Below are 22393 nucleotides of genomic sequence, written 5' to 3' on the forward strand. Positions count from 1 at the left end.
TTTTAATCACCTTTTTCTGCTGCGAAACCATAACGAACCTTGTAACCGTTTATAACGTAATTATTAGCAGCTAGAGATGAAGGTTGAACGTAAGACCACAGTGAAGTTTCTTGGATCTTATTAGCATTAAAGCGAAGGTGAGGTACACTGCAAGGTTGAGCGAAAGTTGGAGTCGTTGGTGCATTATTTACCGTAATCTTTCCACTCATTTGATTTAGTATTGTTGTCAGTATATCTTGGTTGCTGAAATCGCTACCCATGTATGTGAACTTGTTTGAATATACCTTTACTGAAGTGGCAGTACTTTTGCCCACAATTTTTACCCTGCTATCGTGCCAACTCGTCTGGCCAGTTATTGGATCTAAATAGATTATGGGGAAAGCGTTATCAGTAGTGGGACTTAACTGTCCTCCTCTGGAAGGAGGCATATATGAAATGTTAGCCCAGTTATTCAGTATACTAAATTTCACTTGTGGAGACTCTGCAGTTTGCCCTCTAAATCCAGGTAATGCCTCGTTAGATACGATGACCCATGCTGCACCAGGTCTTGTAGCATTATCCAGAAACACTATCGCATCGAAAGTAGTCCTCATTCCTCCAGACCATGGTTCATTTATCGCCTCGAACTTTACGAACTCTCCTGAGGATATTCCTTGAGACTTTACGTAAGGATCTGCAGCACTTAACATTACTGGTGAGTAAGGCATAATTGCCATTAGCCAAGGAACGTTATACGACCAAGTATGGTATACTCTGTCATGTCTTCTTACGAAGAACGTTAACGGATAGTCAGACTCATCAATTCCGTCTGATGTTATGTTTGAATTCCAAGCTGCTGGCGGGTAATATCCTCCAAATGGCTTAAAGTAATCTAGGAGATTGTTTGCTAAAGCCTCACCATAGCTATCGCTAGGTACCACGGACTTAATTAGGAAAGCAGGATTCTTTGTCTGCAAATAATAGTAATAGTATGCAGCATTGTAACCAGTCCACTTTCCTGCAGCAGCTAACCTAAACTTCTGTAAGTATTCAAGGTATATTCTATGCAGATAAGGTAGGCCTATAGGTCCATAAGCTCCAGGCATGTAAGCTCCCCAAGCTAGGAAGTAGAACATGTTAACGTTCCTCATATACCTTATTGAAGGAGGTAAAACGTATACTGCACCACCTTTTCCAACCTGAGCATAGCCTGGATAGATATCGTCTATAGTCATGTATTGAGAGGCATATTTATCTATAATTTCTTGTAACATTTTCTGTAGAGTAGGTTGAAATTCAATTGGGATTCTAAAGTAGCTTTCTACTCCTTGAGATCTATCGTCGGCCGCTATTTTATATGTGTTTGCAGTAGAGAATAATTGTCCTGATGGAACATTACTTAAAATCTGATTTATAACATTTTGTTGGTTTACTCCATAAGGTACGAATGAAGCATACAGTTTCAATTGTTGCGGATTGGGTTCTTGTTCATCTTCACTATTCTTCAGTATGTATTGGAATTTGTCTCCATAACCTGCAATCAATATCCCCTGCTTTAGTATGAACATTCCCGTAGATATGTAACCTGGTTGACCTTGAGTGTATATTTGAGTTCCACTTATTGGATCATGTAAAGTAATTGGACTTATTAGTGGTAGTCCCGTGATAGGATCTTGCGCAGTGTAGTGAATACATGCTGACGGATTGATTTGATTATTTTGATTAGGATACGCTCTCAATAACCACAGTAAAGTGAGAAGGAAACTTCCGGCTGAAAGTACTGGATACATAGAAGGTAATGCGGGCCAGTTTAGCGAGTCTGAAGGACCTTGAGGTAAGCTAGTAGGTCTATCGAAAGTAGAGTGGAATCCGTATAGTTCTAAGAATGATCTGTCGGGGATAATTAAATCTACTACATTTAAGGTTTCCTGCATGAATAAGTCTATTTGAATAGTAAATGGAATGATGTAATTTCCGCTACTATCTTTTTCGGTAACTTTCTGCAATAAGTCCGCCAGATTGTATGCATTATTCCAGAACGGTGCAGTTATGTACCACATCATTGCTTGTATTTTGTAAGGCATCACGCCAGGGTACTTATTCATGAAATATGTTGTATATGCATTTGAAGATATCGCCCTCTGAGTGCTATACGGAAGTTCCCAACTGTATCCTCTATCAACTAGCAGAGGCCTTCCGTTCTTGTATATAACTAGATCGTCAGGACTGTCAGGATATCCATAAGGTCCTGCACCTACTACCTTTACATCAGTAATGTTAACTGTCCCATCATTGTATATGTACTCAGTTTTCAGGAATCCAGACCTACCTTTAGGAACTTCTAAAGTTGTGTTAGAGATTGCGCTTGCTATGTCAGGATCTATACTAGGTGTATTAGCTAATGGATGAGGTGGAACAGCAAAACCTGGGAAGTAATGAGGATATGGATACTTATATAGGTCTGCTCCTGGGTTATCCCATGCACCCAACATTAGAACAAGATAATGGTACGACGATGCAGACATGAATCCATTAGAGTGAGCAGCAATTCCCCTCATAAAGTATATTGACACTGGTCTGCCTACTACATGATCATGATATCTACCTAAGTAATCCACCCATTTTGCAGGTTCATATATTGCTTTTTGGAAAGCTACTGTAGCTACCTCGTTTGCAATCCTTACAATTGTATCGTGTGGTATTCCGCTAACATCTGCACAGTTTAATGCTCCATACTGAGGAGATTGAGTATATGGTACATAAGGATCATAATTGAGCAACTCTGCCCTAAATAACTCAAATGCTGTTGTAGCAACAAGCTGTATAGTCTGGGAGCTACCGGGAGATATTGGAACTGTTATTTTTATTGCGGGGACTTTTACTGAGGTTCCATTCTTTAGCTTGTAAGGTACTTGAATTATCTGACTCTGCATTGATGATGGTAACTCATCTAGCGTTAATACCGGCTGAACTCCTTTCTGCCACGGAACATCTACATAAGAGTAAACATTGCCGTCTGTACCAATGGTAGCTTCTAACCAAGGATACTTAGAGTTGTACTGTGGATTACTCACATTTGTCCTTACATGTAAACCTACGTTATTTCCTGCAGTAGGATCTGTAGGATCTAAACAGTCGCCGTTTTGCGGATTTGGATTTACTATTACTAACCAAGACATGTTAGTATAATATCTTAAGAATTCCTCATCTATGTGAGGGAATATTGCTGTAGACGGAAGAGGTGGAAAACTCGTTAAAGGAACTACTGATCCACTTGGAGTGACTGTCTGCATCAGTAGTTGGCTATCTCCATTATATGCAGGCTGAACTGGTTGTAAAGTAATTGGATTTATTACTTGTGGTCCTTGTCCAGTAGCTGCTAAATATGCCTTGTACACGTAGTAATGGAAGTCTACTAAAGCTCTTACCATTCCCATCATTAGGGCTCCATCTCCTGCGGGATTAATGAAAAGGTGTTCATCCGATACTGAATAGAATCCGTACCTCTCAGGAGCCACTGTAACTACTTTTCCGCCGTTCTCCCTTATCTGTGCTATTATCCTTCTCATCCAATTAGGGAAGTGATCTCCAGCTAGCCCCGCTAGGATGAAGTATTGTGCTCTTTCCTGATCTGGACCTGCATATTCCCATACTGGACCGCCAGATATGTAAGTCCCTGAAGTGTATACGTTCATGGAACAGAATCCTCCGTGTGCTGAAGCGTTAGCCGTTCCGTAATTCCCTGCCCAAAATCCTGCAGTTAATGCTGGAATCAACTGATCTCTACCTTGCCAGAAGGACAATGCATGAGGGTTAGTCTCTCTTATCTTTAGTAATCCAGGGAAATTGTCTACTCCTAAGTCTGATGGATTTAGCCCTAACTTACTCCAAGAAGATGCGGAAGCACCGTTTATTATTATGTCATATGCCGAATCGTAATCTACAGCCATCCATTTTCCTTGTCCTCTTTCTCCAGCCCTCAGTAAAGGATACCTTAATCTTGCCGGAGCAAAATAGTAGTATACATCAGAAGCTCCTCTAGGGCATACACCGCCGTCATTAATGTGCCATCCAATTGTCCCAGTGATAAACCTTGGGAAGCCTTCAGGAGTTCTAACAATTTCTAGTGCGCATCTGCCTAGGCATTGGAAGCAATTGGAGTAAACTATCTCATCGTTTGGGTAGTTTAATGTGTATGTGAATGGGTCATTGTCAAATAGTTTTTCCAACATTGGTACTCCTTTCCATAATGCTACCCCTGCAGCTGCTACAGCAGATAGTTTGAGGAAATCTCTACGCGTTAACTTTAGTTTATCCATATATTATCGAAAATTAACTTACTTAAATCCTTTATATAAGCAGTATCTTCATTTTTTCGATATTACTACTTATTCATATTTAGGATGTCTGAAACTTGCGAAGCCAACTTCTTATCAACCATTACAACTTCCGAGGCTAATTTTCTTGATTCTTCCTTACTACCCATAGCCCACAAGATTCTAGCTTTTAACGCTTTATATTCAGCATTGTTTGTTAATTTTATCCCTTCATCTATGTAGGATAAAGCTTCTTTGTACTCATTAGCCAAGAAGCTGGCCAGAGATGCATAATAAATGTATTCTGGTCTTTTATCTAGAGTTATTGCTATTTTAAACTCTGATAAAGCTAATTTGTAAAAGTTACTTTCTAAATAAATTTTTCCTTTCAGGAAATGTAGGAAAGAATCCTTATTAAAATAATTTAAAGCCCTATTAACTTCGGCTAGAGCATCCATTCTTAGACCTTGATTATAATAGCTTAATATTTTTATTAATCTAGCATCATAATCTGTGGGACTTAAACTAAGCACATCATTTATTAGAATTAATGCCTCTTCAAAATTCCCTTGTTCGTATAAGATTCTTGCCTTAAGTTCCTTATAGTCTACGCTAATTGGAAGTAACTCGAGACTTTTGTTTATTTCTGTTAGTGCGGCTTTTAGGTCCCCTAATTCATCTAAGTACTTTGCCAACTCATAATGTAAATAGTGATTGTAAGGAAATCTTTCTATTCCTTCAATTAATTCTTTCTCAGGATTTTTTGTCTTTAATGACTTTTTAGCTAAATATCTTAGGTAGTATGCCTCAGGAGATTCAATGCCTTCGAGTAGCTTTATAGCCTCTTCGCCATTACCGTTATTAATTAATTCTTGGGCTTTTGTTATAGGGTCTTCCACAATTTAATAGAATCCCTTAAGTAAATTATAAAGAAAATATGTATGAGCAAACATATCGATTAAGTGAAATGAAAGCTTATTTAAATTTATTAATGAAAAATTGATGAGAAAAATGGGTCTATATACAGCTCCTGCACCAAATACGCCATATGGGATTCAATCACCATTATTGCAGATAAACCAATATCCGCTGTGGAGTGAATATGTTGCGCTAGCGCTATATTTTACGGAATTAGCGGGCATGTTAATGGCTATTGTAGGAATACTGGAAATAAGGAAATACAGTAAAATTGTTAAGCCTACTTCGGTAGCAGTTTTTGCAAGTTCAGTTCTTGCTTTACTGTTTTTTGATCTAGATTTAGGAAGGCCTACCAGAGGATTCTATGCGCCATTAGAAGCAATATTCAATTTCGGTCACTCTTGGATGGCTAGAGGTGTAATATTCGTAGGCGGGCTATTGCTGTTTTCTTTTATTTATATGATATTAAACCTTTTTAATGTTAAAAAGAGATGGTTAAGGGTTACAATAGCAGTTATTGGAATGTTTGCAGGAATATTTTCAACAGTTTACAGTGGATTTGAATTAGCCGCTACTACTGGAGTGCCCTTCTGGAATAACGGAGCATTGCCGTTGCTTTATCTTGCTGACGGAGTATTCGTAGGTTCTGCATTAGCTTATATTATAGCGTTCTTTATGAAAGGAGAAGAGGCTATAAAGAGCAGAATATTGTTTACAAGATTGCTAGCCTTCTCTACGATAGCAGTATTATCGTCTTGGTTCTTGTTTCTTGCCAGCACTAATTACATTAATTGCTTTAATGAAGTAGCTTATTATTACTTGTTGAGTAGTCCTACTTTCACCTTAGATCTAGCTCTGGAATTTGTCACACTAGCATTGTCAGGATTTACAACATTTCCTACATTCGGTCCTTGGTTCCCAGTAATGAAATTGGATTCTTCGGGAGATTTACCTAAGGCATTAAAATATACAATGTTAGCTATAGCGATAATAGCACTATTTGCTGGTTACTTAACTAGAGCTGACGTCCTGTTTGCAGGCCAGTACGCATACCAAGTAGCTCCAATGGCTCCTTTCCAAGATACTAGTAGCCAACCCGTACCAATAGGAGCTTTCGGATGGAGAGGATAGAATATTTTATTAAACTGTTTTTTTAAATTTCTTATTTGGTTTTATTTAATAAAGATTAAATAGAAATCTTTTTTAAGGCTTATACTTATAATATTCAGTAATGATATTTTACGATCTAGACCCACGAGAGCTAGAACTTTTAGAGGTTATGGTTCAGCTCATTACTACCTCCTCTTATAAGCTTTCAAAATTAAGCGGTTTACCTTCAGCAACTGTGTGGAGAATATTAATTAAATTGTCTAATAGGGGGTTAGTAATTAAGGAAGAAAGATCCTTTAAAATAACTCCTAAAGGTCTTGCAATCTGTTATTATTCAACGAAGAAGGGATATATTAAAGAATTCGCTGCTAGAGAATTAAAAAATCGCTGGAAATATGAAGGTTCCGAAGAGGAATTAAAAGCTTTCCTAAATTCTATATTATCTTTGCTCTCAAAAAGAGGAATTTCGCCATTTTGTATGTGCTTTACCGATCCCCTACCTTTAGCTTCTATATTTTTAAATAATACTGATGAATTGAATGAAGATAGTAGGAAGGCTGTAGCAAGAATTCTTCTTAACAGCTTACCTAGCATAGTGCTATCTAACGGCTGTAGAGCTGTAGTAACTTTTGATGCTAACGGTTCTGTTTATGCATTAGCTGTAAATTGCAGAATGAGCGGATTAAGGATCTTCCATAGGTGTCCATTATTAGAAGAAGAAGTGAAAAAAATTGAGAACAATAGAAGAAGTATGTAATAAATATAGAATACATCCAAGCGCTTTCCTAGGATGTTATTCATCTAAATTTGCGACTCTAGTTCCTTGCGGAAAAATTAAGCTCTTAGCAACTACGACTATAACAGAAGAAAGATGGGATAAAATTGCTTACTTTCCTTTGCTCAGAAAAATGAGGATAAGCAAAGAGTATGAGGGCTGCGGAAATGTTGTGAGTCCTAGAGTTCTTAGCTTTAATTTTTTGGATAAGACAAAGGATATACTGAGAGCTAACGCTGTAAACCCACTTTTGGCAAAAGGAGTAGAAAACCCAGAATACCAAGAAGTGAAAAGCGACTTTCCGATTTTTGCGTTCTCTTTTGGTAAGCCAAGAAAAAGCGTAAAAATAGAAAAAGGAATGAAAGTAGGGATAGTCAACTATTTCGGAGGAATAGGCTTCATACTTGCAAATAATAAGCTATTACAATTAGGTAAAGATGAAAGCCTTAAAGAAATTGAGAAAAAAATAGTAAATAACGCTTCGAGGGTATATAATGAGCTCTACAATGAGGAGCTGTTTGTAGAAGATATAACCGAAATGGGCGTCAAGGGTATAAAGGAAATTGAGACAAGGTACAGTATAAAGATTAAGATCGATAAAGTAAAGATTTACTCTTTACCGCAATATGTCCTAGATATGATGCAGGGAAATCCAATAGGTGAATTTAATGCAATAGTAATTGGAAAGGAAAGTAAAGTGGAAGATTTCCTTGAGATGTTTAAGAGAATAGGCATAGAAGCATATATTGCAGGAGAAGTCAAGTAAAAAGGATCATATAACAATTTTCGTATCTTTTCTCAATTTCAATCCTAATTCCTCTTATATTATTAGTGGCAGTATAAATATCGCTAATAACAAATTAAATAGAACTATTAGCGTTACTATAACGTAAATTGTATTCTTTTGCATGGCAAATTGTATTATCCCCATTACCACTCTAGCTACTGGAGTTGCGATTAGGACCATTAATCCTAGCAAGATAAAGTCTACTCCGTTTCCTTTCTTAATACCTCTGAAGACTTCTTCGGGTTTAACTATGGACGTATTAAACCTCGAATTAGGCGACATTAGCTCTGAAAACTGGGGGCTTGTTGATAGTAAAACGAAACCTATTACTATTAACGAGATGCTAATTATTACTCCTATTCGTAAAGTATAGCCTATTACGTCGTTCATATCCATAAAGACACACCTCTAGCTATCATCTCTATTCCTAAAAATAATAATATTAGGATAAAAATCAATCTAAGTCTTGTATTCCTAATTTTGACTAAAACTTTTGTTCCTAAATAAGAACCTATTATAACGCCTACCGCTGTTACGCCTGCTAAGGCAGGTTCTATATATCCAAATATCCAGTAGAGAGAACTACTTGTAGCTGCAGTTACTCCTATCATAAAATTACTGGTGGTAGTGCTAACTTTCAACGGTAAATTCATGGCCCAGTCCATTCCTATTACTTTTAAAGCCCCACTCCCTATTCCTAAAAGTCCTGAAATTAGGCCCGCAAAGAACATTACTATTTCTCCTAGCCACCACCTAACTCCGTAATACTTCACTTCCTTCCTTAAAGTCATGTCGTAATATTCACCTTGAAGCTGGAAGAGTCTAGTAGTCCAGTCTGGTTTCATAGGTCTTGGTAACTCTAGAGAACTTTTCTCTATTTGAGGATAAACTGAAGATAATATGACTGCACCGAAGATGATAAAGAGAATAAAGGATAAGTGATGTTCGTAAATGTAGTGAGCAAGTAAAGAGCCTATTATAGCTCCACCAGTAGTAGCGATCTCCAGCGACATTCCTATTCTTACGTTAGTTATCCTATCTTTAATGTAGGCACTCGCGGCTCCGCTAGATGTAGAAATTGTTGAGATCAAGCTAGCACCAGTAGCGTATGGTAACGGAATTCCTAAGAATAACGTATATATAGGTACTAGTACTGTAGCACCTCCCAATCCTGTTAATGCTCCTAGAAATCCTGCAATTATACTTGAGACAAGCAATAAAATTAAAAACCCTACTTCTATCATAGTTAGAAGATTCTTCTTGATATTTTATAAAACTAAACATTTAGAAAGTATATTTTTATCATTTCCCTTGTTAAAATTAGACCAAAAATCTGAAAACTACGTTAATTCTAATGAAACAAAAGGTGGATTAAATTTTAGTTTTATTTAATGATCTTTTTTCTATTATTTTTGCTGTTCCAACTCCTGCAAAGTATAGTATGGATAATATTATTCCTATTACAGTTTCAATTACTCCTCCTGTAGTTCCTGGTGAAATTGTCCAGGCTATGATGAATGCTCCTAAAACTCCCCAGCGCCAGTTCTTCCTCCAACTATCAGCCTTAACAACTTTAACGTAAGTTAAACCGGCCATAACTAAGGGGTATTCAAAAGCGATACCGGTAACCAGCATTAAGGAAACTACTGTTGAAACAAAAGCCCTCAAACTAAGTGTAGGCTCAACACCGAGAGCAGAAGTATACAAAAGAACAAACTTCATCATTAAAGGAATAATAATAAAATAAGCAAAAAGAGAACCGGCAAGGAAGAGTAAAATGGCCGGTGTAATTGTGTATTTTATCACTCTCTTCTCGTGTTCATATAAGCCTGGAGAAACAAATCCCCAGAACTCTTTAAGGAAAATCGGTAATGAAATAAATATTGAAAGATAAAAGGAAACGTAAGCTGAAGCATAGAGCGGATCAAAAGGATTTAAATTTATCAGTTTAAGTTGTGGAGGTAACTCGTGGTGGATGAAAAATAACATTAACTCGTCCGCAAAACTGTGAAACAAGTTAGGGTAAATTATAGGAATAATATGACCGGAAATTGACACAGTAGTATAACCGAAAGCAAAAAATATTATGAAAGCAATAACTAACGTTATGAATGCTTTCCTTAATCTGCTAGCTAATTCTGCCAAGTGAGAAAGCAATGGTCTTTCTTCATTCTTTTGTAGTTCAGTTCTTTCTGTCACTATTCTTCAGCCTCTCTAATTCACTCTGTAGTCTTTTTATTTCATCCTCTAGCTGTTCAATCTTATGATCATTAGTTTGCTGGTGATATGGTTTAATAATAGGAGCATCTGACAAATCTTTTTTAATAGAATTAGAAACTTCTCCGGTTTCATTTAGTTCCCTCATAAATTCTTGCCTAAAGTCTTCTTGCTTTTTTTTCATTTCCTCAAGTGTTTTACCCAAATTCCTTATTGTGCCGCCTACGTCCTTTTGTCCAGCTAATAAGAGTATTGCTACAAGTATTATAATTGCTGCGTCAGATATATTACCTAGCATTTAAACCACCACATAAAATAAAAATTGATTTAAAGCATAAAACATTAACTTTATTTTACTTTTTATTGTGTTTGCTTTTGGTTCTTTAATTGCTCTAATTGTTTTTGCAAATCTTGTATTTGCTTCTCTAAGTCTGAGGCCTTATCTGTATTTGATTGAACTTGATTTGATTGAACCTGAGGCTGTTGAGTTTGTTGCTGTTGTAACTGCTGTGCTTCTAACTCTGCCTCAAGTCTTCCTTTCTTGAACTCTCCTACTGCTTTACCCATTGATCTAAATAGCTCGGGAATCTTACTTGTACCGAAGAACAATACAAGAGCTACTATAATTACTATTGCTATATCGCTAGGTTGTAATGCGCTAAACATTTCTTTCGCCTTAAAATATAACTTTTCCTCGCAGTTTATAAATTTTGCCTAAATTAAGTACCATAAGTTCCTTATTTTAAGTATATAGTACTAAAAGGTTTGATTGCTTAAATAAATAAAAAAATCTATAAAAATAGTTACTTATTTGAAAATTAACAGGGTTAATTTGGTATTTATATCTGTCATAAAGGATGGTTTTTTAGGGTAAAATTCCATATTTTAATGATTAACTATGTGCGATTTAAAATTTGGAAAGATTGAGAGACCTATCCTCGATGACAAGGTAGTACTGTTAAGGAAAGAGTTTTTCGATAAGCTTTCAGATGAGAAATTCATGTACGTCTTATCTACTCATGATAGAGGGAGTTTGAGCAAGAGTTACTTTTACTTAATTGTTGATAAACTAAGGGAATCTGGATTATTAATGGATAACGCTGTGTCTTTCAGCGCAGTATTGCCTTTTAAAGCAAGCAGTGAAGGAATTTGGTTCGCAGACGGTTTGTTATATAGGAGAGACAAGGAATTATTTTATATTAATATGGAATCTGATAGACTGTCGTGCGAATCATGTCCGATCTTTTCTCACTGTATTTATGCAATAAAAACTATAGCTAAAGACCGTGATATACCTTTGATTAAAGAAAATCCTAGGGAAGAATGGAAGCTAATAATTGATTCTTTTAAAAAGGAATTTGGAGTAAAGGTAGCTTCTTTAAAAATATTATCTTTTAAATAATTGTGTATCTCCATTATCTTTTATATTGTGTTTTTTATAAAAAATATAATAACTTTAAATTATCTTATCAAAATAATCAGTCCAACGTTTTATCCTTATTACGCAGAAGAACGCTTTTCATCATGTGAATTTAAAATGAAGAAAAAGATCCCCTTGTTAATAGCATTAGTAGCGTTATTATTTTCAGTTATGTTAGCTTTTGAAAATGTACCTCTAGCCCAAAGCTCTCCGACGATAGTAGCGTATAAAGTAGTAGGCTCAGCAGATCTCGCAAATCCTGGAAGTTGTAGCTTTTGGAGCAACATTCCTTGGTCTAATTTGTCATTAACTGCAAACATCCCCAACGCTCCAACATCAGGTTTAACTCATTATATTTTAGCTAAAGCGGCATGGAACGGAAGTGACATTTTCGTTCTGGTCAAATGGCCTGCTCCTAACCCTGCATTTGGTGCATGGTCAGCTGCTGCTGCAGGTATATATCCACCTGCATCTGGTCCGGGATTATTTAGGATAATTGAACTAATGCCGGGGACGACATATAAGCTATTAACCAACTGTACTAGTTACGTTTCAATAGTTAATGGAAAGACAGAGGCTGGTAGATTGACTTTTTCCTATAAGGGAGTAACAGTTCCTGCACCTAACGATAGTCAAATTCAAGTATTTTCTAATGGAACAATATTGTTCTATCACTCTCTCAGACCGATGGAGTACGTATTCTATTGCAATGGATTATTTTACGGGTATTATGCTAATTCAACATGGTATTATCCAGATAGAGTTGCAATGATGTGGTACATGGGAAGTGGAACTCCTACAATGGACGGGATGAAGATAGGAGGCAAATATCCTGGACAAGTATTTGATGGATACAACTTATCAGTAGCTGGAGGGTCTTTTGCAATGCCTGGTGGTTCTGCTAATATTTGGATGTGGGTTTCCGGTGCAACATGGAATTGTAGTAAGGATGATCCTGCTTTTGCTGTTCATTTGTGGGCTAATGAGTCTTTAACGGGGTTGCCTTATAAGGATCCTGGGTGCGGTGGTTTTGCTGTTCCTCTTTATACTAATAATACTAACATGTTTGAGGTTGATTGTTCGGGAATTTGGTATAGCCCGGTACAAGGCAGTGGGCTTAAAGGTTCCTTATTCCTTATAAGGACCGGAGCTAAGTACTCTGACGGTTATTGGACTGTTGAGTACGTAAGACCCTTAACGGTACCATCAGGCATTGCAAAATACGAACCGCAAATAGCTCTTAATAAGACATATTATATAGCATTTGCAGTGTGGCAAGGAAAAGAAGGAGAAACATTATTCGATAAGTCTATAGTGACTCCATTCGTAACTTTAGAGCTATCCACTGCCTCTCATCCAGTCTCTCCACCACCATTAGTAATAAGCCCTACACTGATGGATGTTACAGTAGCAGGGGTAGTAGTAGCTGTAATAGCCTTAGCAGTAATATGGATAATGTATAGAAAGTGATACACCCTTGACGTACATAAAAGTTTTTTCAATTTTTTTAGCAATATCTTCTGTATTAGCCTTTCTTTTTGAATTTATTTTTCCAATTTCTTATCTTCCGATAACTTTTCCATATGAAGGATTAGTGGACTACTTAGGCGTTGCAGGACTTTATATGGAAGTAGTATTTTTAGGTCTCATTGCAATATCGCTTTCTAATAAGGTAAGATCTTTATTACCTTTAGGTTTAGCGTTGATAATATCTCCTGCGTTGGACTTATTTCATAATTACTCTCTTTCTCCTTATTGGTCTTTGTTAGAAATAATTTTAGCACTACTAGGAGTAGCTTCGCTTATAGAGGTTACTATAAAGTCTAATAGGAGAACGTTATTATTCTTACCAACATTAATAATGGTAATTTTAACTACTTATGCAGGAATAGACGTGGTATTTTTACATGGTGATTTAGTTATATGTTATCTTTACGTGTTAATAGCTTCGTTAGTAGGGATCACTACCTATGCGGTAATTTATAATAAGATAGTATCTAAAAGGGCGATGATATCTTACATTGCAGCAATTCCAGGTTTATTCGTATTCCTTCCATTGTATTTTGTAGTAGTCAACAATAGATTCCTTGAAATAATCATGAACATGGTTATACCTTCGGCTTTCGGTATAACGCTCTATAATCCCTATCTTTTGCCGTTACTTCTTATTGTACTAAGTGTGTCGATCTATAGTGTAATTTTGCTTGCAATAAAGGGAAATGGGTATGCGGGACTAGGATACTTTATAATATTAACTACGGTGTTTCAAGCTATAACAGGATTTCACTTGTTACTTTACTTACTGGCTCCTTTCATAGGATTTTCTATATTAAATTATAAAGAAATTGGGAACGGAAGGACTATTATGGACGATCTAAAGAAATTAGTCCAACGTTTAAGCCTTAATACTTAAGATACGAATTTTTTGTTGACCATAATGATAAAGTTTAAACTAAACAAAGACGAGAAACCCATACTTTCTCCTAGTGACTTTTACTTTATAAGCAAGCTTTTAGCTAAAATGAGGAACCCTAAGACTAGATTTGATTCCAGAGAGTTCGTAAAAAAGGGTGATGACTATCTATACGATTATGTGAATAAGAATGTAGGTGGTATAGACGAGGGGAGGAGGAACTTCCTTAAAGGTCTTGTAATAGGTATAGGAGCAGCTGCAGTCATAGGTTTAATTCCTGGTCTAAGAGTTTTAGAGCCTCCACAAGTAGCAGCAATAAGCGGTTTCCCTAAGACGCTCTTAGTTGATTCTTCCGGATCTCCAATACTTGCTTCGAAGATTCCAGTTAATAGCCCAATAATTACAATTTATGAGTATCCATTAAGTGGTGAACCAAACTTCCTGCTCAACTTAGGTGACTCTTCTGGAAAGCCAGTAAAAGTATCTCCAGCTACTGTAGTCGTACCCCAAACTGGAGATAAATACACTTGGCCAGGAGGAGTAGGGCCTAATGGATCAATAGTTTCTTACAGTGCGATTTGCCAACATCTAGGCTGTAAACCTCCTTATATTCACTTCTATCCTCCTAACCATGTTAACTCTGCACAAGAATCTGCTCCAGAGCCCGACACGTTAACTCCGCAGGCAGTATCTGCAGCACAAAGCAATCACGTCCCAGCAATATTCCACTGCGATTGTCACGGTTCTACTTACGATCCATATCACGGTGCACAACCATTAACTGGACCGACAGTTAGGCCACTTCCTGCAACTCTTTTAGAGTGGGATAGTTCTACTGATTATCTATACGCTATAGGTAGTTTAGGTGTTGGTATTTATCCTACGGGTTCAAACGGTGTACCGTCCAAAGATCCTAAAAGTGATTTGGGAGCAAGTTTCGGTACTTCTGTAGGGACAAAGAGCACAGTGAAGGACACAGAAAATCCATTCAGTAGCAGTTAGGTGATAATTAATGAGTGTGACAAAGAGGATCTCCGATTGGTTTAATGATAGATTGAAATTAGACGAGTTACCCTTTTTTAGAACTCCAGACTACATGTATCATGTTAGTGATTGGTTAGGTGCATTAGTAGCTGCAGCTTTTATCTATACAGTAATCTCTGGTCTTATCTTACTTTTATACTATAACCCAGACGAAGGTTATGACTCTACTCAACTTATAATTAATACTGTTCCATATGGTTCAGTTTTCCTTTATAGTCATTTATACGGAGCATATGCAATGATTATTCTTGCGTATATTCATATGTTTAGAAATTATTTTGTTGGAGCATACAAAAAGCCTAGAGAGTTACTATGGATATTAGGAGTATTTTTACTAGCGTTAACAATGGGTGCTTCCTTCTTTGGTTACAGTCTAATAGGAGATGTTCTGGCGACAAGCGCTGTTGATGTGGGAGCAGGAATAATAGAATCCATACCTGGTATGCAATGGCTAGTCCCATTCCTCTTTGGGAATTATGATACCGGACAGTACGGAAGAGTATTAGCTTGGCACATTATTTTCGTGGCATTAATAGGTCTGCTTTTCGTATTTCATTTCTTCCTTGCAGAGTCATACGGTATGTTGCCATCTAGGAAAGTAAAAAGCAAAGCTCCAGCAGTTTATACGAGAGAGGAATGGATGAAGTTTAATCCGTGGTGGCCTAGGAACTTCATTTACATGTTGTCCTTAATATTGATGACTTGGGGCTTCATTCTCATTATTCCTAACGCACTAGCTTACTTAAACGGATTACCACAATACTATAACCCATTCCTCAATCCAAAGCCTGCACCTCCGCCATCTAGTCCTTTAGCGGCAACAGTAACCACATATCCACCGTGGTTCTTCCTGTTCTTCTATAAGATAGCAGACTTCAGCAGTTGTGTAATGTTAGATTTAGCAATAGGTGCTATCATTCCTTTAGTGTATATGATCTTATTACCATTCCTAGATAGGTCAGAGGAATTACACCCCATGAGGAGGAAGATATTTACTGGAATAGGCATATTGATGATAGCATATTTAGTGCAAACTACATTATGGGGAGACATTGCCCCAGGTATACCGGTACCTTTCAAGTGTCAAGTAGTTGCTCTATTACCTCCTGCAGTTATTATAGCTATAGGACTATGGTTGATTCCAACAAAGAAGAATGGTGGAGTAAGTAAAGTTACCAAGACAGTCTCTAATATAGGGAAAGCATTAGCACCTCTATTAATCCTAGGTTTTGCAGTTGTTGCTTTACTCTTCGTAGGAGGGTTAGCAGAATTCGTCAACTATCCTTCCTTGACAACGTTAGCAGTACTCATACCTATAGCTTCACTCTTCGTGATAGGAGCAAAAAGGATTGCTCCGTTCATCTTGCGCATGGAACAGACTTCATCAGCTACTCCTTCCGTATCAAGCAAGCTGGAGACTAAAAAGAAGTTAGCTCAGTACATTATCATAGTACTGTTCGTGTTAAGCTTAGTATTAATGGGCACTATATGGACTATACCGCCAACTGGATATGAGTCCAATATGTTCGGAGTGGATCTAGGCTTAATCTTCGTAATGTGGGGAGAAGCGGTCTCGTTATATCATTACGTAGTATATAAGAAGCCAAATGAGTCCGAGGAGTAAAGTTATTTTATTTTTTCTCATAATTATTACACATGATTAATGTTGGTCTTTATTATAAGGTAAAACCGGGTCATGAGAGTGAGTTTGAGGAGATCTTCAAGAAGGTTGTTGACGTGTTAAAGTCTTCTAATGTTGGTTTTATTGATGGTAAGCTTTACAAGAACGTTGATAATCCCAGTGAGTACTTAATTTATAGTGAGTGGAAGGATTTAGAATCCTTCAGGAAGTTCATGCTAAGCAGGGATTTTAAATCAACCACAGATTACGGTAAACAAATAATTGAAGGAAGACCGTACCACAGAATATTCCAAGAAATAAACACATAAAAAAGACAAATCATTTTTACGTAATAATTTTTTGTATCTCCTTTTTCTTAATAAACTATGTAAAGAATATTATATATCTAATAAAATGATGAAACGTGAGGAGGTAATAATTTCCGATATTTCTTTAACAAGGTTATATGGATATCCTCTTAGACTCTAGTTCTCTAAAAATAAGATTATCGTGTGATAATTCTTCATATGCAGAGAAAAGTAGTAAAGTTGGAAAGAAAAATAGGAAGATGCGGATACTCTCCTTCGTGGGGAGAATAAAGGAGGGAGAGAATAAAATGTTATCTAAATACAATATTTTTCTTGATGATTATAAAATCATGTTTAATACGTTGACCGGTTATGCGATAAGGTTAACTGACGATGAAATGGAGAAATTAAAGCAAGGAGAAGTTCCTGAAGAGTTAAAGGGTGTGATAGAAGAAGGCTTTTCAGCTACTTTTGATGAATTCTTGCAAAAATTTAAGAAGGAAGTTCTAGAGCCCACGTTATTGCTAACTTATAGATGTAACTTCGATTGTGTTTACTGTTTTCAGAAGGCTTTTAGGAATAATTCTTCCGTTAGCGATAAAGTTGTAAGGGGATTTCTAAAATATACTAGAACTCATGCTAACGGGAGAAAAGTTAAGGTAACGTACTTTGGAGGAGAACCTTTGCTAGAGTTAAAGAGAATAAAGGAAATTTCAACTCAACTTTCTGACTTGAAGTATTCATTCAGTATAGTGACTAATGGTTCTCTTCTGACTAGGCATGTCTTCGATGAGTTAAAGAGTTTAGGATTAACTCATGTGCAAATAACTTTAGATGGTCCAAGAGAAGTTCACGATAAAAGGAGGTACTTTGTAGGAGGGAGAGGGTCTTATGGCGTGATATTGAAAAATTTAAAGGAAATTCAAGATGAAGTAAACGTAGTTTTAAGAGTAAATATCGATATAAATAATCTTGAGTCTTTCAGAGATCTTTTGAGGGATCTAAAACAAAACGGGATAAACAAGGTAAGGCTAGATCCTCACTTAGTTCACGATAACGTGTTTAGGAATGAATACTGGGATTATACTTTTCCTAAGGATGAGGAAGGTGAAATCTTAGTCAAATTATGGGAAACGGCTAAAGACGAGGGATTTGAAATACCTCAAGACGTGTTTAGACTAGGTTTATGTGTTGCTCATTTTGATGAAGATATTGTAGTAGATCCTGCAGGAAATATCTATCCATGTTGGGCTTTTACTGGAAATCCTCTTTACGTAAAAGGTTACCTTACTGAAGATGGAGACGTTGTACTTCATGAGAAACTTTCAAGCCAAAGGGCATTAAACTTGTGGAAGAAGTGTAAGGATTGTCCTTATATGCCTCTCTGCATTGGCGGTTGTAGGTTCTTTTCTGTACTTAACAGAAAGGACTTTGACGGAATAGACTGCAGGAAGAAAAGTTATGAATCTATTATGAAATTGTTAAAATATTTTGTCTAGTTTACCTAGTTTTTTACTTTTTCTTATAACATTGAATAAAAATGTTAAAGGTTGTTAATAGTATATGCCTTGGACTTTTCTTGGAAATATTTTTAGAGATGCACGTTAATTCCTTTATCAAGATGTGTGATTACAAAATTATAACAAGCGATAGGCCTGTAAAGGAAAGCGGAAAGGCTATAATAGTAAGCAGGGAGTCTTTCAATAAATTGACTTCTGATATGTACTTAAAAGTTATGGCAATAGGCGATAGGGAAAAACTAGGTTTGAGTAAAAGTTATTATTACTACATCTTGGATTACATGAAGAAAATAGGTCTCATAGAGGATAATGCTCTCTCCTTTAAGATAATCTTACCTTTTGTTACGGGAGAAAAAGAATTAAAGTTTGACGATGGTATAATTTATCTTAATGGAAAGCAGATTATTTCTATAGACATGTCTTCGAGTAAATATATATGTACTACTTGTCCGGTTTTTGCGGAATGTGTTTACGGTATAAAGAGGATTGCTACGTCAATGAAGATTAAAACTCAAAGCGTAGATAGTGAAATTGATGCTAGAAATGAGAAGCTTCCGTCAAAACTTTGGTATTCAGTTATAAGGGGAATTATATCAAAAATTTTGCCTAGACTTGATTCAATTTATATATATTATTAAGGAGCTTTCATTATAACAGTTATTTCTCCCTTTAAGGAATTTACATCCCCCTTTTGTGAAGTAACATCTCCTTTATTGAACGTCAGTTCTACAGTGTTTTTACCGTCAGACAATATGAGTACTATCAGTTTATCTACGCTTTTCACCATTGCGTCTTCGAGTATGCTCTCAATTTCTTGTTTTTGTACTTTCTTAGCTAGAATCGTCCTCATAGCATACAGAGGGACTTCAGAACCTTCATTTGTTTGAACTACAGTCTTTTTCTTTAAGTCCTCTTGGAATATTTTTGCTCCTCTTTTATAAAACTCGTCAGCCTGTCTTTTAGCGAAACTCTCAAAAGGACCTTGATAAAAGAAGACTAATTTAACTTTAGTTATGTTCTTTGTAGGTAATATTATAAACCTCAAGTTAGCGTTAAGTTTAATCATTCCTTCAGACTTTTTTATTAAGTAACTTATTTCATCATTACTTACTATCCTTATAATCTTCAGCTTAATTGTGAATAACCAATGAACGTAAAGTTCCCATCCATCTTCAGTCTCTTTAAGATCTTTAAAATTAGGAACGTATTTTATCAAATTACGAGGGTTAATCAAGTACTCCTTCACGGTCTCGGGATTTTCATCCGTTTCAAAATCATAGGAGGCCTCCATATATTCAGCTTTTTTAACTATATTTTAAATTTTACATATTTTAAACCTTATATTTTACGTAAAAGGTAGTTAAAAAGGAAATAAAAATGGATTAGCTCAAAAAATTTATCTTTGTTTTCCGTTAATACAACCTAATACGTATAATGAAAATGAAGTTACCTTCCTTATATCTATGAATCTAATATTATCTTGTAAGAATTATTTTTGTAATATGATTTGTGTATATCTAAAAAAGTAAGGCTTTCAGTCCTTTGTAAAAAGATAGACACTATATCTCAACTGACAGTAACAATGCTGACGTATATTATTGGGAAAGTGAAGCTTAAAAAGCTTTAACCCCTACTCGTTAAGCTACGGCGGAGATTCTGAAGCAGGAAGCTTCTTCTGTTTGTAGTCACTTGATAACGAAGTATATTTTTAAAATGCTTTTATCCATTTTACTAAATTTAAAAATTTCAATGAATACATAAGTTCCTCTAGTTAATATAAAACTAAATTTCTAGAGCTTGATCAATTTAAATAGAAATGCTTAAAAACCAAAAATATACTGTGTACCTCATGTCTTCCATATCTAGAGTTGCGGCATTAGGCTTAATAGGAACAATAGTTGAATGGTATGATTATTACTTATTCATATATGCGGCACTCTTAGCGTTTCCTACAATATTCTTTCCCTCGAATAGCTACTTAATCTCAATACTAGCTTCAGTATCTTCTTATGCAATAGCCTTCTTTGCAAGGCCTTTAGGTGCAACAGTATTCGGACATATAGGAGATAGACTAGGAAGGAGACACGCTTTGAGCTTCGATCTAGTATTAGTAGGAATAGCAATGATCTCAGTGGGGCTAATGCCATCTTATTCTGCGATAGGGCTATTAGCACCCATAGCAATATTTGCCTTAAGGTTCATGCAGGGACTTGGAGTAGGAGGGGAATGGGGTGGAGTAGCAACTTGGGTATCAGAGCATGCTACATCAAGAAGAGCTTTAATAACCTCATTAATAGAAGTAGCCTCTCCTATAGGCTTTATAGGTGCTGCCACAGTACTGTTAGCCTTTAGTACGGACTTTACAACTATTGGATGGAGAGTAGGCTTCATAGTAGGAGGTAGCATAGCTTTTTTAGGAGCTTTCCTAAGATATTTGGCAACGGAAAGTTTACCATTTGAAAAGATTAAGACTGAAGGAAAAATTAGCAAAATTCCATCAATAGAAGTTTTCAAATACGCTTGGAAGCCAATAATATTGCTAATGTTGGCGATAGGCGGAGTATTTATGGCAGTTTACATTCCTGCAACCGTGATGCCAAGTTTATACTTAAAGGTCGTAGGGAAGTCTTTAGGTTATCCTTCATACATTAACTTCCTTGGAATTCATATGCCTATAACTTCTGCACTAATCTATATTTTCTCAATTGCAGGATTAATATCAACGCCGATATTTGGCTATTTAGGAGATAAATTAGGAAGGAAAAAGTCACTAATATTAGGAGATATATTAATAGCGGCTTTTGCATATCCGTATATTTATGGTTTTCTTAGCGGAAACTTAGGCTTAGTATTAGCAATGCAGTTCTTAATAGGTTTCGCTGCTTACGGACCTTACGCATCAATGGCTGCATTTTATCCAGAAAGCTTTCCTACTAGATATAGATATAGCGGTGCAAGTTACGGAATGCAATTGGCTGCTGCAATTGAAGGAGGCTTAATGCCTATACTTTTAGTTGGTCTGCTAGGTCTTCCTTCACAGTATTTAGCTAATTCGTGGATAGTAACAACTTTCTTAGCAATTTGGGGGATAATATCGGCATTAGCGACGTTGGGATTAAAGGAGACTAAAGGAGCCAAATTAGTTGAGGAAAAAGCCGTAGCAAGACAATCGAGCTAAAAGATCTTCATCATTTTTATCATGTTTTTCATCTTTCAATTCTATCGTATAGTTTTTATTAACTCTTTATTAAGACTTGCCATTTTAGTCATGAATTTCTTCGTATAGCAGTTTTTACGGGAATTTCTATCGCTTAAATATTTTCATTTTGAGATGTGATAAAATAAATCTTATCCAATGAGGAGGATTTTAGGCTTTACAGCGAATTATTTAATCTTCTTCTATTGTTATCGTTTTTAAGGTTACTTAACTTTGCAAGGATTTTCCGATAAAAACTATTCGTAGTTATACCGCACTGCTATATCACGTTTTTCCTTAATTCTTCTACTGCTCCATCCATAGATATCTTGTTCAGTTATCCATTCGGGGGATGTATACATTAATTTCTACTACTGTTAGTGTATCAGTAAGAGGTTATGTAAATCCACAAATAAGTACAAGCCAGCTAGCGCATAAGCTGGGAAATATGCTTTTCGCTTTAATAAATAATAAACTGCAACAATTACAGACACTTTTAGGGCAGTCATGAGCGTAAAAAATACGTAAATGTTGTTCTCGAACTGACTTAGGAAAAAGTTCTCTTCTATTAAACCTTCCTTTATTCCTATCAATGTCGTTAAAATGTCAAGAAAGGAAAGTGAGAGTAATAAGCTTATAACGAGTGATACTTTCATATGATTATTTTCTTTCTTTACTTATAAAAGTTTTATATGTTTAAAATACTACTTTTATATTAGATATTTTACTAAGTTTTATCTTTATGTATAAATATATACATTTGACCACT

General features: G+C 36.0%; 21 protein-coding genes. 12 read left to right on the forward strand and 9 right to left on the reverse strand.

Going from position 1 to position 22393, the window contains the following annotated elements; all coding sequences use genetic code 11:
- Positions 1-2: 2 nt before the first annotated feature.
- The gene (locus HS5_RS00850) at positions 3-4298 is read right to left on the reverse strand and encodes a twin-arginine translocation signal domain-containing protein (protein ID WP_236752198.1); all 4296 of its coding nucleotides are present in this window, start codon (positions 4296-4298) and stop codon (positions 3-5) included.
- Between the two features lie 65 nt (positions 4299-4363).
- Entirely contained in the window at positions 4364-5194 is an 831-nt protein-coding gene (locus tag HS5_RS00855; protein WP_236752199.1) for a tetratricopeptide repeat protein, read from the reverse strand.
- 103 nt (positions 5195-5297) lie between these two features.
- On the opposite strand from HS5_RS00855, the gene nrfD reads away from it, so the two are divergent.
- The 3 genes from nrfD to HS5_RS00870 all read left to right on the forward strand — a co-directional run bounded on the left by nrfD (position 5298) and on the right by HS5_RS00870 (position 7864).
- Positions 5298-6344 (forward strand): NrfD/PsrC family molybdoenzyme membrane anchor subunit, encoded by a 1047-nt coding sequence (gene nrfD / locus HS5_RS00860; protein ID WP_236752200.1) that lies wholly within the window; start codon positions 5298-5300, stop codon positions 6342-6344.
- Positions 6345-6444: 100 nt separating this feature from the next.
- Positions 6445-7080: a helix-turn-helix domain-containing protein gene (locus HS5_RS00865; protein ID WP_236752201.1), complete on the forward strand. Its 636-nt coding sequence runs from the start codon at positions 6445-6447 to the stop codon at positions 7078-7080.
- Positions 7055-7864 (forward strand): hypothetical protein, encoded by an 810-nt coding sequence (locus HS5_RS00870; RefSeq protein ID WP_236752202.1) that lies wholly within the window; start codon positions 7055-7057, stop codon positions 7862-7864. The genes HS5_RS00865 and HS5_RS00870 overlap by 26 nt, the downstream gene beginning before the upstream one ends.
- Positions 7865-7918: 54 nt before the next feature.
- Here the strand turns inward: HS5_RS00870 and HS5_RS00875 are convergent, their stop codons facing one another.
- The 5 genes from HS5_RS00875 to HS5_RS00895 form a co-directional block, all read right to left on the reverse strand.
- Positions 7919-8281, reverse strand: coding sequence for a DUF1634 domain-containing protein (locus HS5_RS00875; protein ID WP_236752203.1), 363 nt, complete (start codon positions 8279-8281; stop codon positions 7919-7921).
- On the reverse strand, positions 8272-9129 hold the full coding sequence (locus HS5_RS00880) for a sulfite exporter TauE/SafE family protein (protein ID WP_236752204.1): 858 nt from the start codon (positions 9127-9129) through the stop codon (positions 8272-8274). Before HS5_RS00880 ends, HS5_RS00875 begins: the two co-directional genes overlap by 10 nt.
- Positions 9130-9256: 127 nt before the next feature.
- Positions 9257-10084, reverse strand: coding sequence for a twin-arginine translocase subunit TatC (gene tatC, locus HS5_RS00885; RefSeq protein ID WP_236752205.1), 828 nt, complete (start codon positions 10082-10084; stop codon positions 9257-9259).
- Positions 10068-10400 (reverse strand): twin-arginine translocase TatA/TatE family subunit, encoded by a 333-nt coding sequence (locus HS5_RS00890; protein ID WP_236752206.1) that lies wholly within the window; start codon positions 10398-10400, stop codon positions 10068-10070. The genes tatC and HS5_RS00890 overlap by 17 nt, the downstream gene beginning before the upstream one ends.
- A 62-nt stretch (positions 10401-10462) precedes the next feature.
- Complete coding sequence (locus tag HS5_RS00895) at positions 10463-10768, reverse strand: twin-arginine translocase TatA/TatE family subunit (protein ID WP_236752207.1); 306 nt, start codon at positions 10766-10768, stop codon at positions 10463-10465.
- 232 nt (positions 10769-11000) lie between these two features.
- Between HS5_RS00895 and HS5_RS00900 the strand changes: the two genes are divergently transcribed.
- From HS5_RS00900 to HS5_RS00935, 8 genes are all read left to right on the forward strand, one after another.
- The gene (locus tag HS5_RS00900) at positions 11001-11504 is read left to right on the forward strand and encodes a hypothetical protein (RefSeq protein WP_236752208.1); all 504 of its coding nucleotides are present in this window, start codon (positions 11001-11003) and stop codon (positions 11502-11504) included.
- A 135-nt stretch (positions 11505-11639) separates the two neighbouring features.
- Complete coding sequence (cbsA, locus tag HS5_RS00905) at positions 11640-12992, forward strand: cytochrome b558/566 subunit A (RefSeq protein WP_256445551.1); 1353 nt, start codon at positions 11640-11642, stop codon at positions 12990-12992.
- 7 nt (positions 12993-12999) lie between these two features.
- Positions 13000-13935, forward strand: a complete 936-nt coding sequence (gene cbsB / locus HS5_RS00910; RefSeq protein ID WP_236752209.1) for a cytochrome b558/566 subunit B — start codon at positions 13000-13002, stop codon at positions 13933-13935.
- A 24-nt stretch (positions 13936-13959) separates the two neighbouring features.
- On the forward strand, positions 13960-14937 hold the full coding sequence (gene soxL2 / locus HS5_RS00915; protein ID WP_236752210.1) for a Rieske iron-sulfur protein SoxL2: 978 nt from the start codon (positions 13960-13962) through the stop codon (positions 14935-14937).
- Positions 14938-14953: 16 nt separating this feature from the next.
- A complete protein-coding gene (gene soxC, locus HS5_RS00920) occupies positions 14954-16603 on the forward strand; it encodes a proton pump complex cytochrome B SoxC (protein WP_236753612.1) in 1650 nt (549 codons plus the stop codon).
- Between the two features lie 32 nt (positions 16604-16635).
- The gene (locus HS5_RS00925; protein WP_236752211.1) at positions 16636-16929 is read left to right on the forward strand and encodes an antibiotic biosynthesis monooxygenase; all 294 of its coding nucleotides are present in this window, start codon (positions 16636-16638) and stop codon (positions 16927-16929) included.
- A gap of 287 nt (positions 16930-17216) precedes the next feature.
- On the forward strand, positions 17217-18407 hold the full coding sequence (locus HS5_RS00930; protein WP_236752212.1) for a radical SAM protein: 1191 nt from the start codon (positions 17217-17219) through the stop codon (positions 18405-18407).
- 80 nt (positions 18408-18487) lie between these two features.
- The gene (locus HS5_RS00935; protein ID WP_236752213.1) at positions 18488-19066 is read left to right on the forward strand and encodes a hypothetical protein; all 579 of its coding nucleotides are present in this window, start codon (positions 18488-18490) and stop codon (positions 19064-19066) included.
- Here the strand turns inward: HS5_RS00935 and HS5_RS00940 are convergent.
- Positions 19063-19719: an STK_08120 family protein gene (locus tag HS5_RS00940; RefSeq protein ID WP_236752214.1), complete on the reverse strand. Its 657-nt coding sequence runs from the start codon at positions 19717-19719 to the stop codon at positions 19063-19065. The genes HS5_RS00935 and HS5_RS00940 overlap by 4 nt on opposite strands.
- Before the next feature lie 558 nt (positions 19720-20277).
- On the opposite strand from HS5_RS00940, the gene HS5_RS00945 reads away from it, so the two are divergent.
- On the forward strand, positions 20278-21606 hold the full coding sequence (locus tag HS5_RS00945; protein ID WP_236752215.1) for an MFS transporter: 1329 nt from the start codon (positions 20278-20280) through the stop codon (positions 21604-21606).
- Positions 21607-22001: 395 nt separating this feature from the next.
- On the opposite strand, the gene HS5_RS00950 is transcribed toward HS5_RS00945, so the two are convergent.
- Positions 22002-22280, reverse strand: coding sequence for a DUF5658 family protein (locus HS5_RS00950; RefSeq protein WP_236752216.1), 279 nt, complete (start codon positions 22278-22280; stop codon positions 22002-22004).
- Positions 22281-22393: the final 113 nt, after the last annotated feature.

Source organism: Acidianus sp. HS-5 (genome assembly GCF_021655615.1).
GTDB lineage: Archaea > Thermoproteota > Thermoprotei_A > Sulfolobales > Sulfolobaceae > Acidianus.

Coding starts and splice junctions, on each gene's coding strand:
- HS5_RS00895 (WP_236752207.1), bottom strand. CDS start 10,768: ATGTTTAGCGCATTACAACCTAGCGATATAGCAATAGTAATTATAGTA.
- nrfD (WP_236752200.1), top strand. CDS start 5,298: ATGAGAAAAATGGGTCTATATACAGCTCCTGCACCAAATACGCCATAT.
- HS5_RS00925 (WP_236752211.1), top strand. CDS start 16,636: ATGATTAATGTTGGTCTTTATTATAAGGTAAAACCGGGTCATGAGAGT.
- HS5_RS00880 (WP_236752204.1), bottom strand. CDS start 9,129: ATGATAGAAGTAGGGTTTTTAATTTTATTGCTTGTCTCAAGTATAATT.
- HS5_RS00865 (WP_236752201.1), top strand. CDS start 6,445: ATGATATTTTACGATCTAGACCCACGAGAGCTAGAACTTTTAGAGGTT.
- HS5_RS00945 (WP_236752215.1), top strand. CDS start 20,278: ATGTCTTCCATATCTAGAGTTGCGGCATTAGGCTTAATAGGAACAATA.
- HS5_RS00890 (WP_236752206.1), bottom strand. CDS start 10,400: ATGCTAGGTAATATATCTGACGCAGCAATTATAATACTTGTAGCAATA.
- HS5_RS00950 (WP_236752216.1), bottom strand. CDS start 22,280: ATGAAAGTATCACTCGTTATAAGCTTATTACTCTCACTTTCCTTTCTT.
- HS5_RS00930 (WP_236752212.1), top strand. CDS start 17,217: ATGTTATCTAAATACAATATTTTTCTTGATGATTATAAAATCATGTTT.
- HS5_RS00875 (WP_236752203.1), bottom strand. CDS start 8,281: ATGGATATGAACGACGTAATAGGCTATACTTTACGAATAGGAGTAATA.
- soxL2 (WP_236752210.1), top strand. CDS start 13,960: ATGATAAAGTTTAAACTAAACAAAGACGAGAAACCCATACTTTCTCCT.
- HS5_RS00850 (WP_236752198.1), bottom strand. CDS start 4,298: ATGGATAAACTAAAGTTAACGCGTAGAGATTTCCTCAAACTATCTGCT.
- HS5_RS00940 (WP_236752214.1), bottom strand. CDS start 19,719: ATGGAGGCCTCCTATGATTTTGAAACGGATGAAAATCCCGAGACCGTG.
- cbsA (WP_256445551.1), top strand. CDS start 11,640: ATGAAGAAAAAGATCCCCTTGTTAATAGCATTAGTAGCGTTATTATTT.
- HS5_RS00900 (WP_236752208.1), top strand. CDS start 11,001: ATGTGCGATTTAAAATTTGGAAAGATTGAGAGACCTATCCTCGATGAC.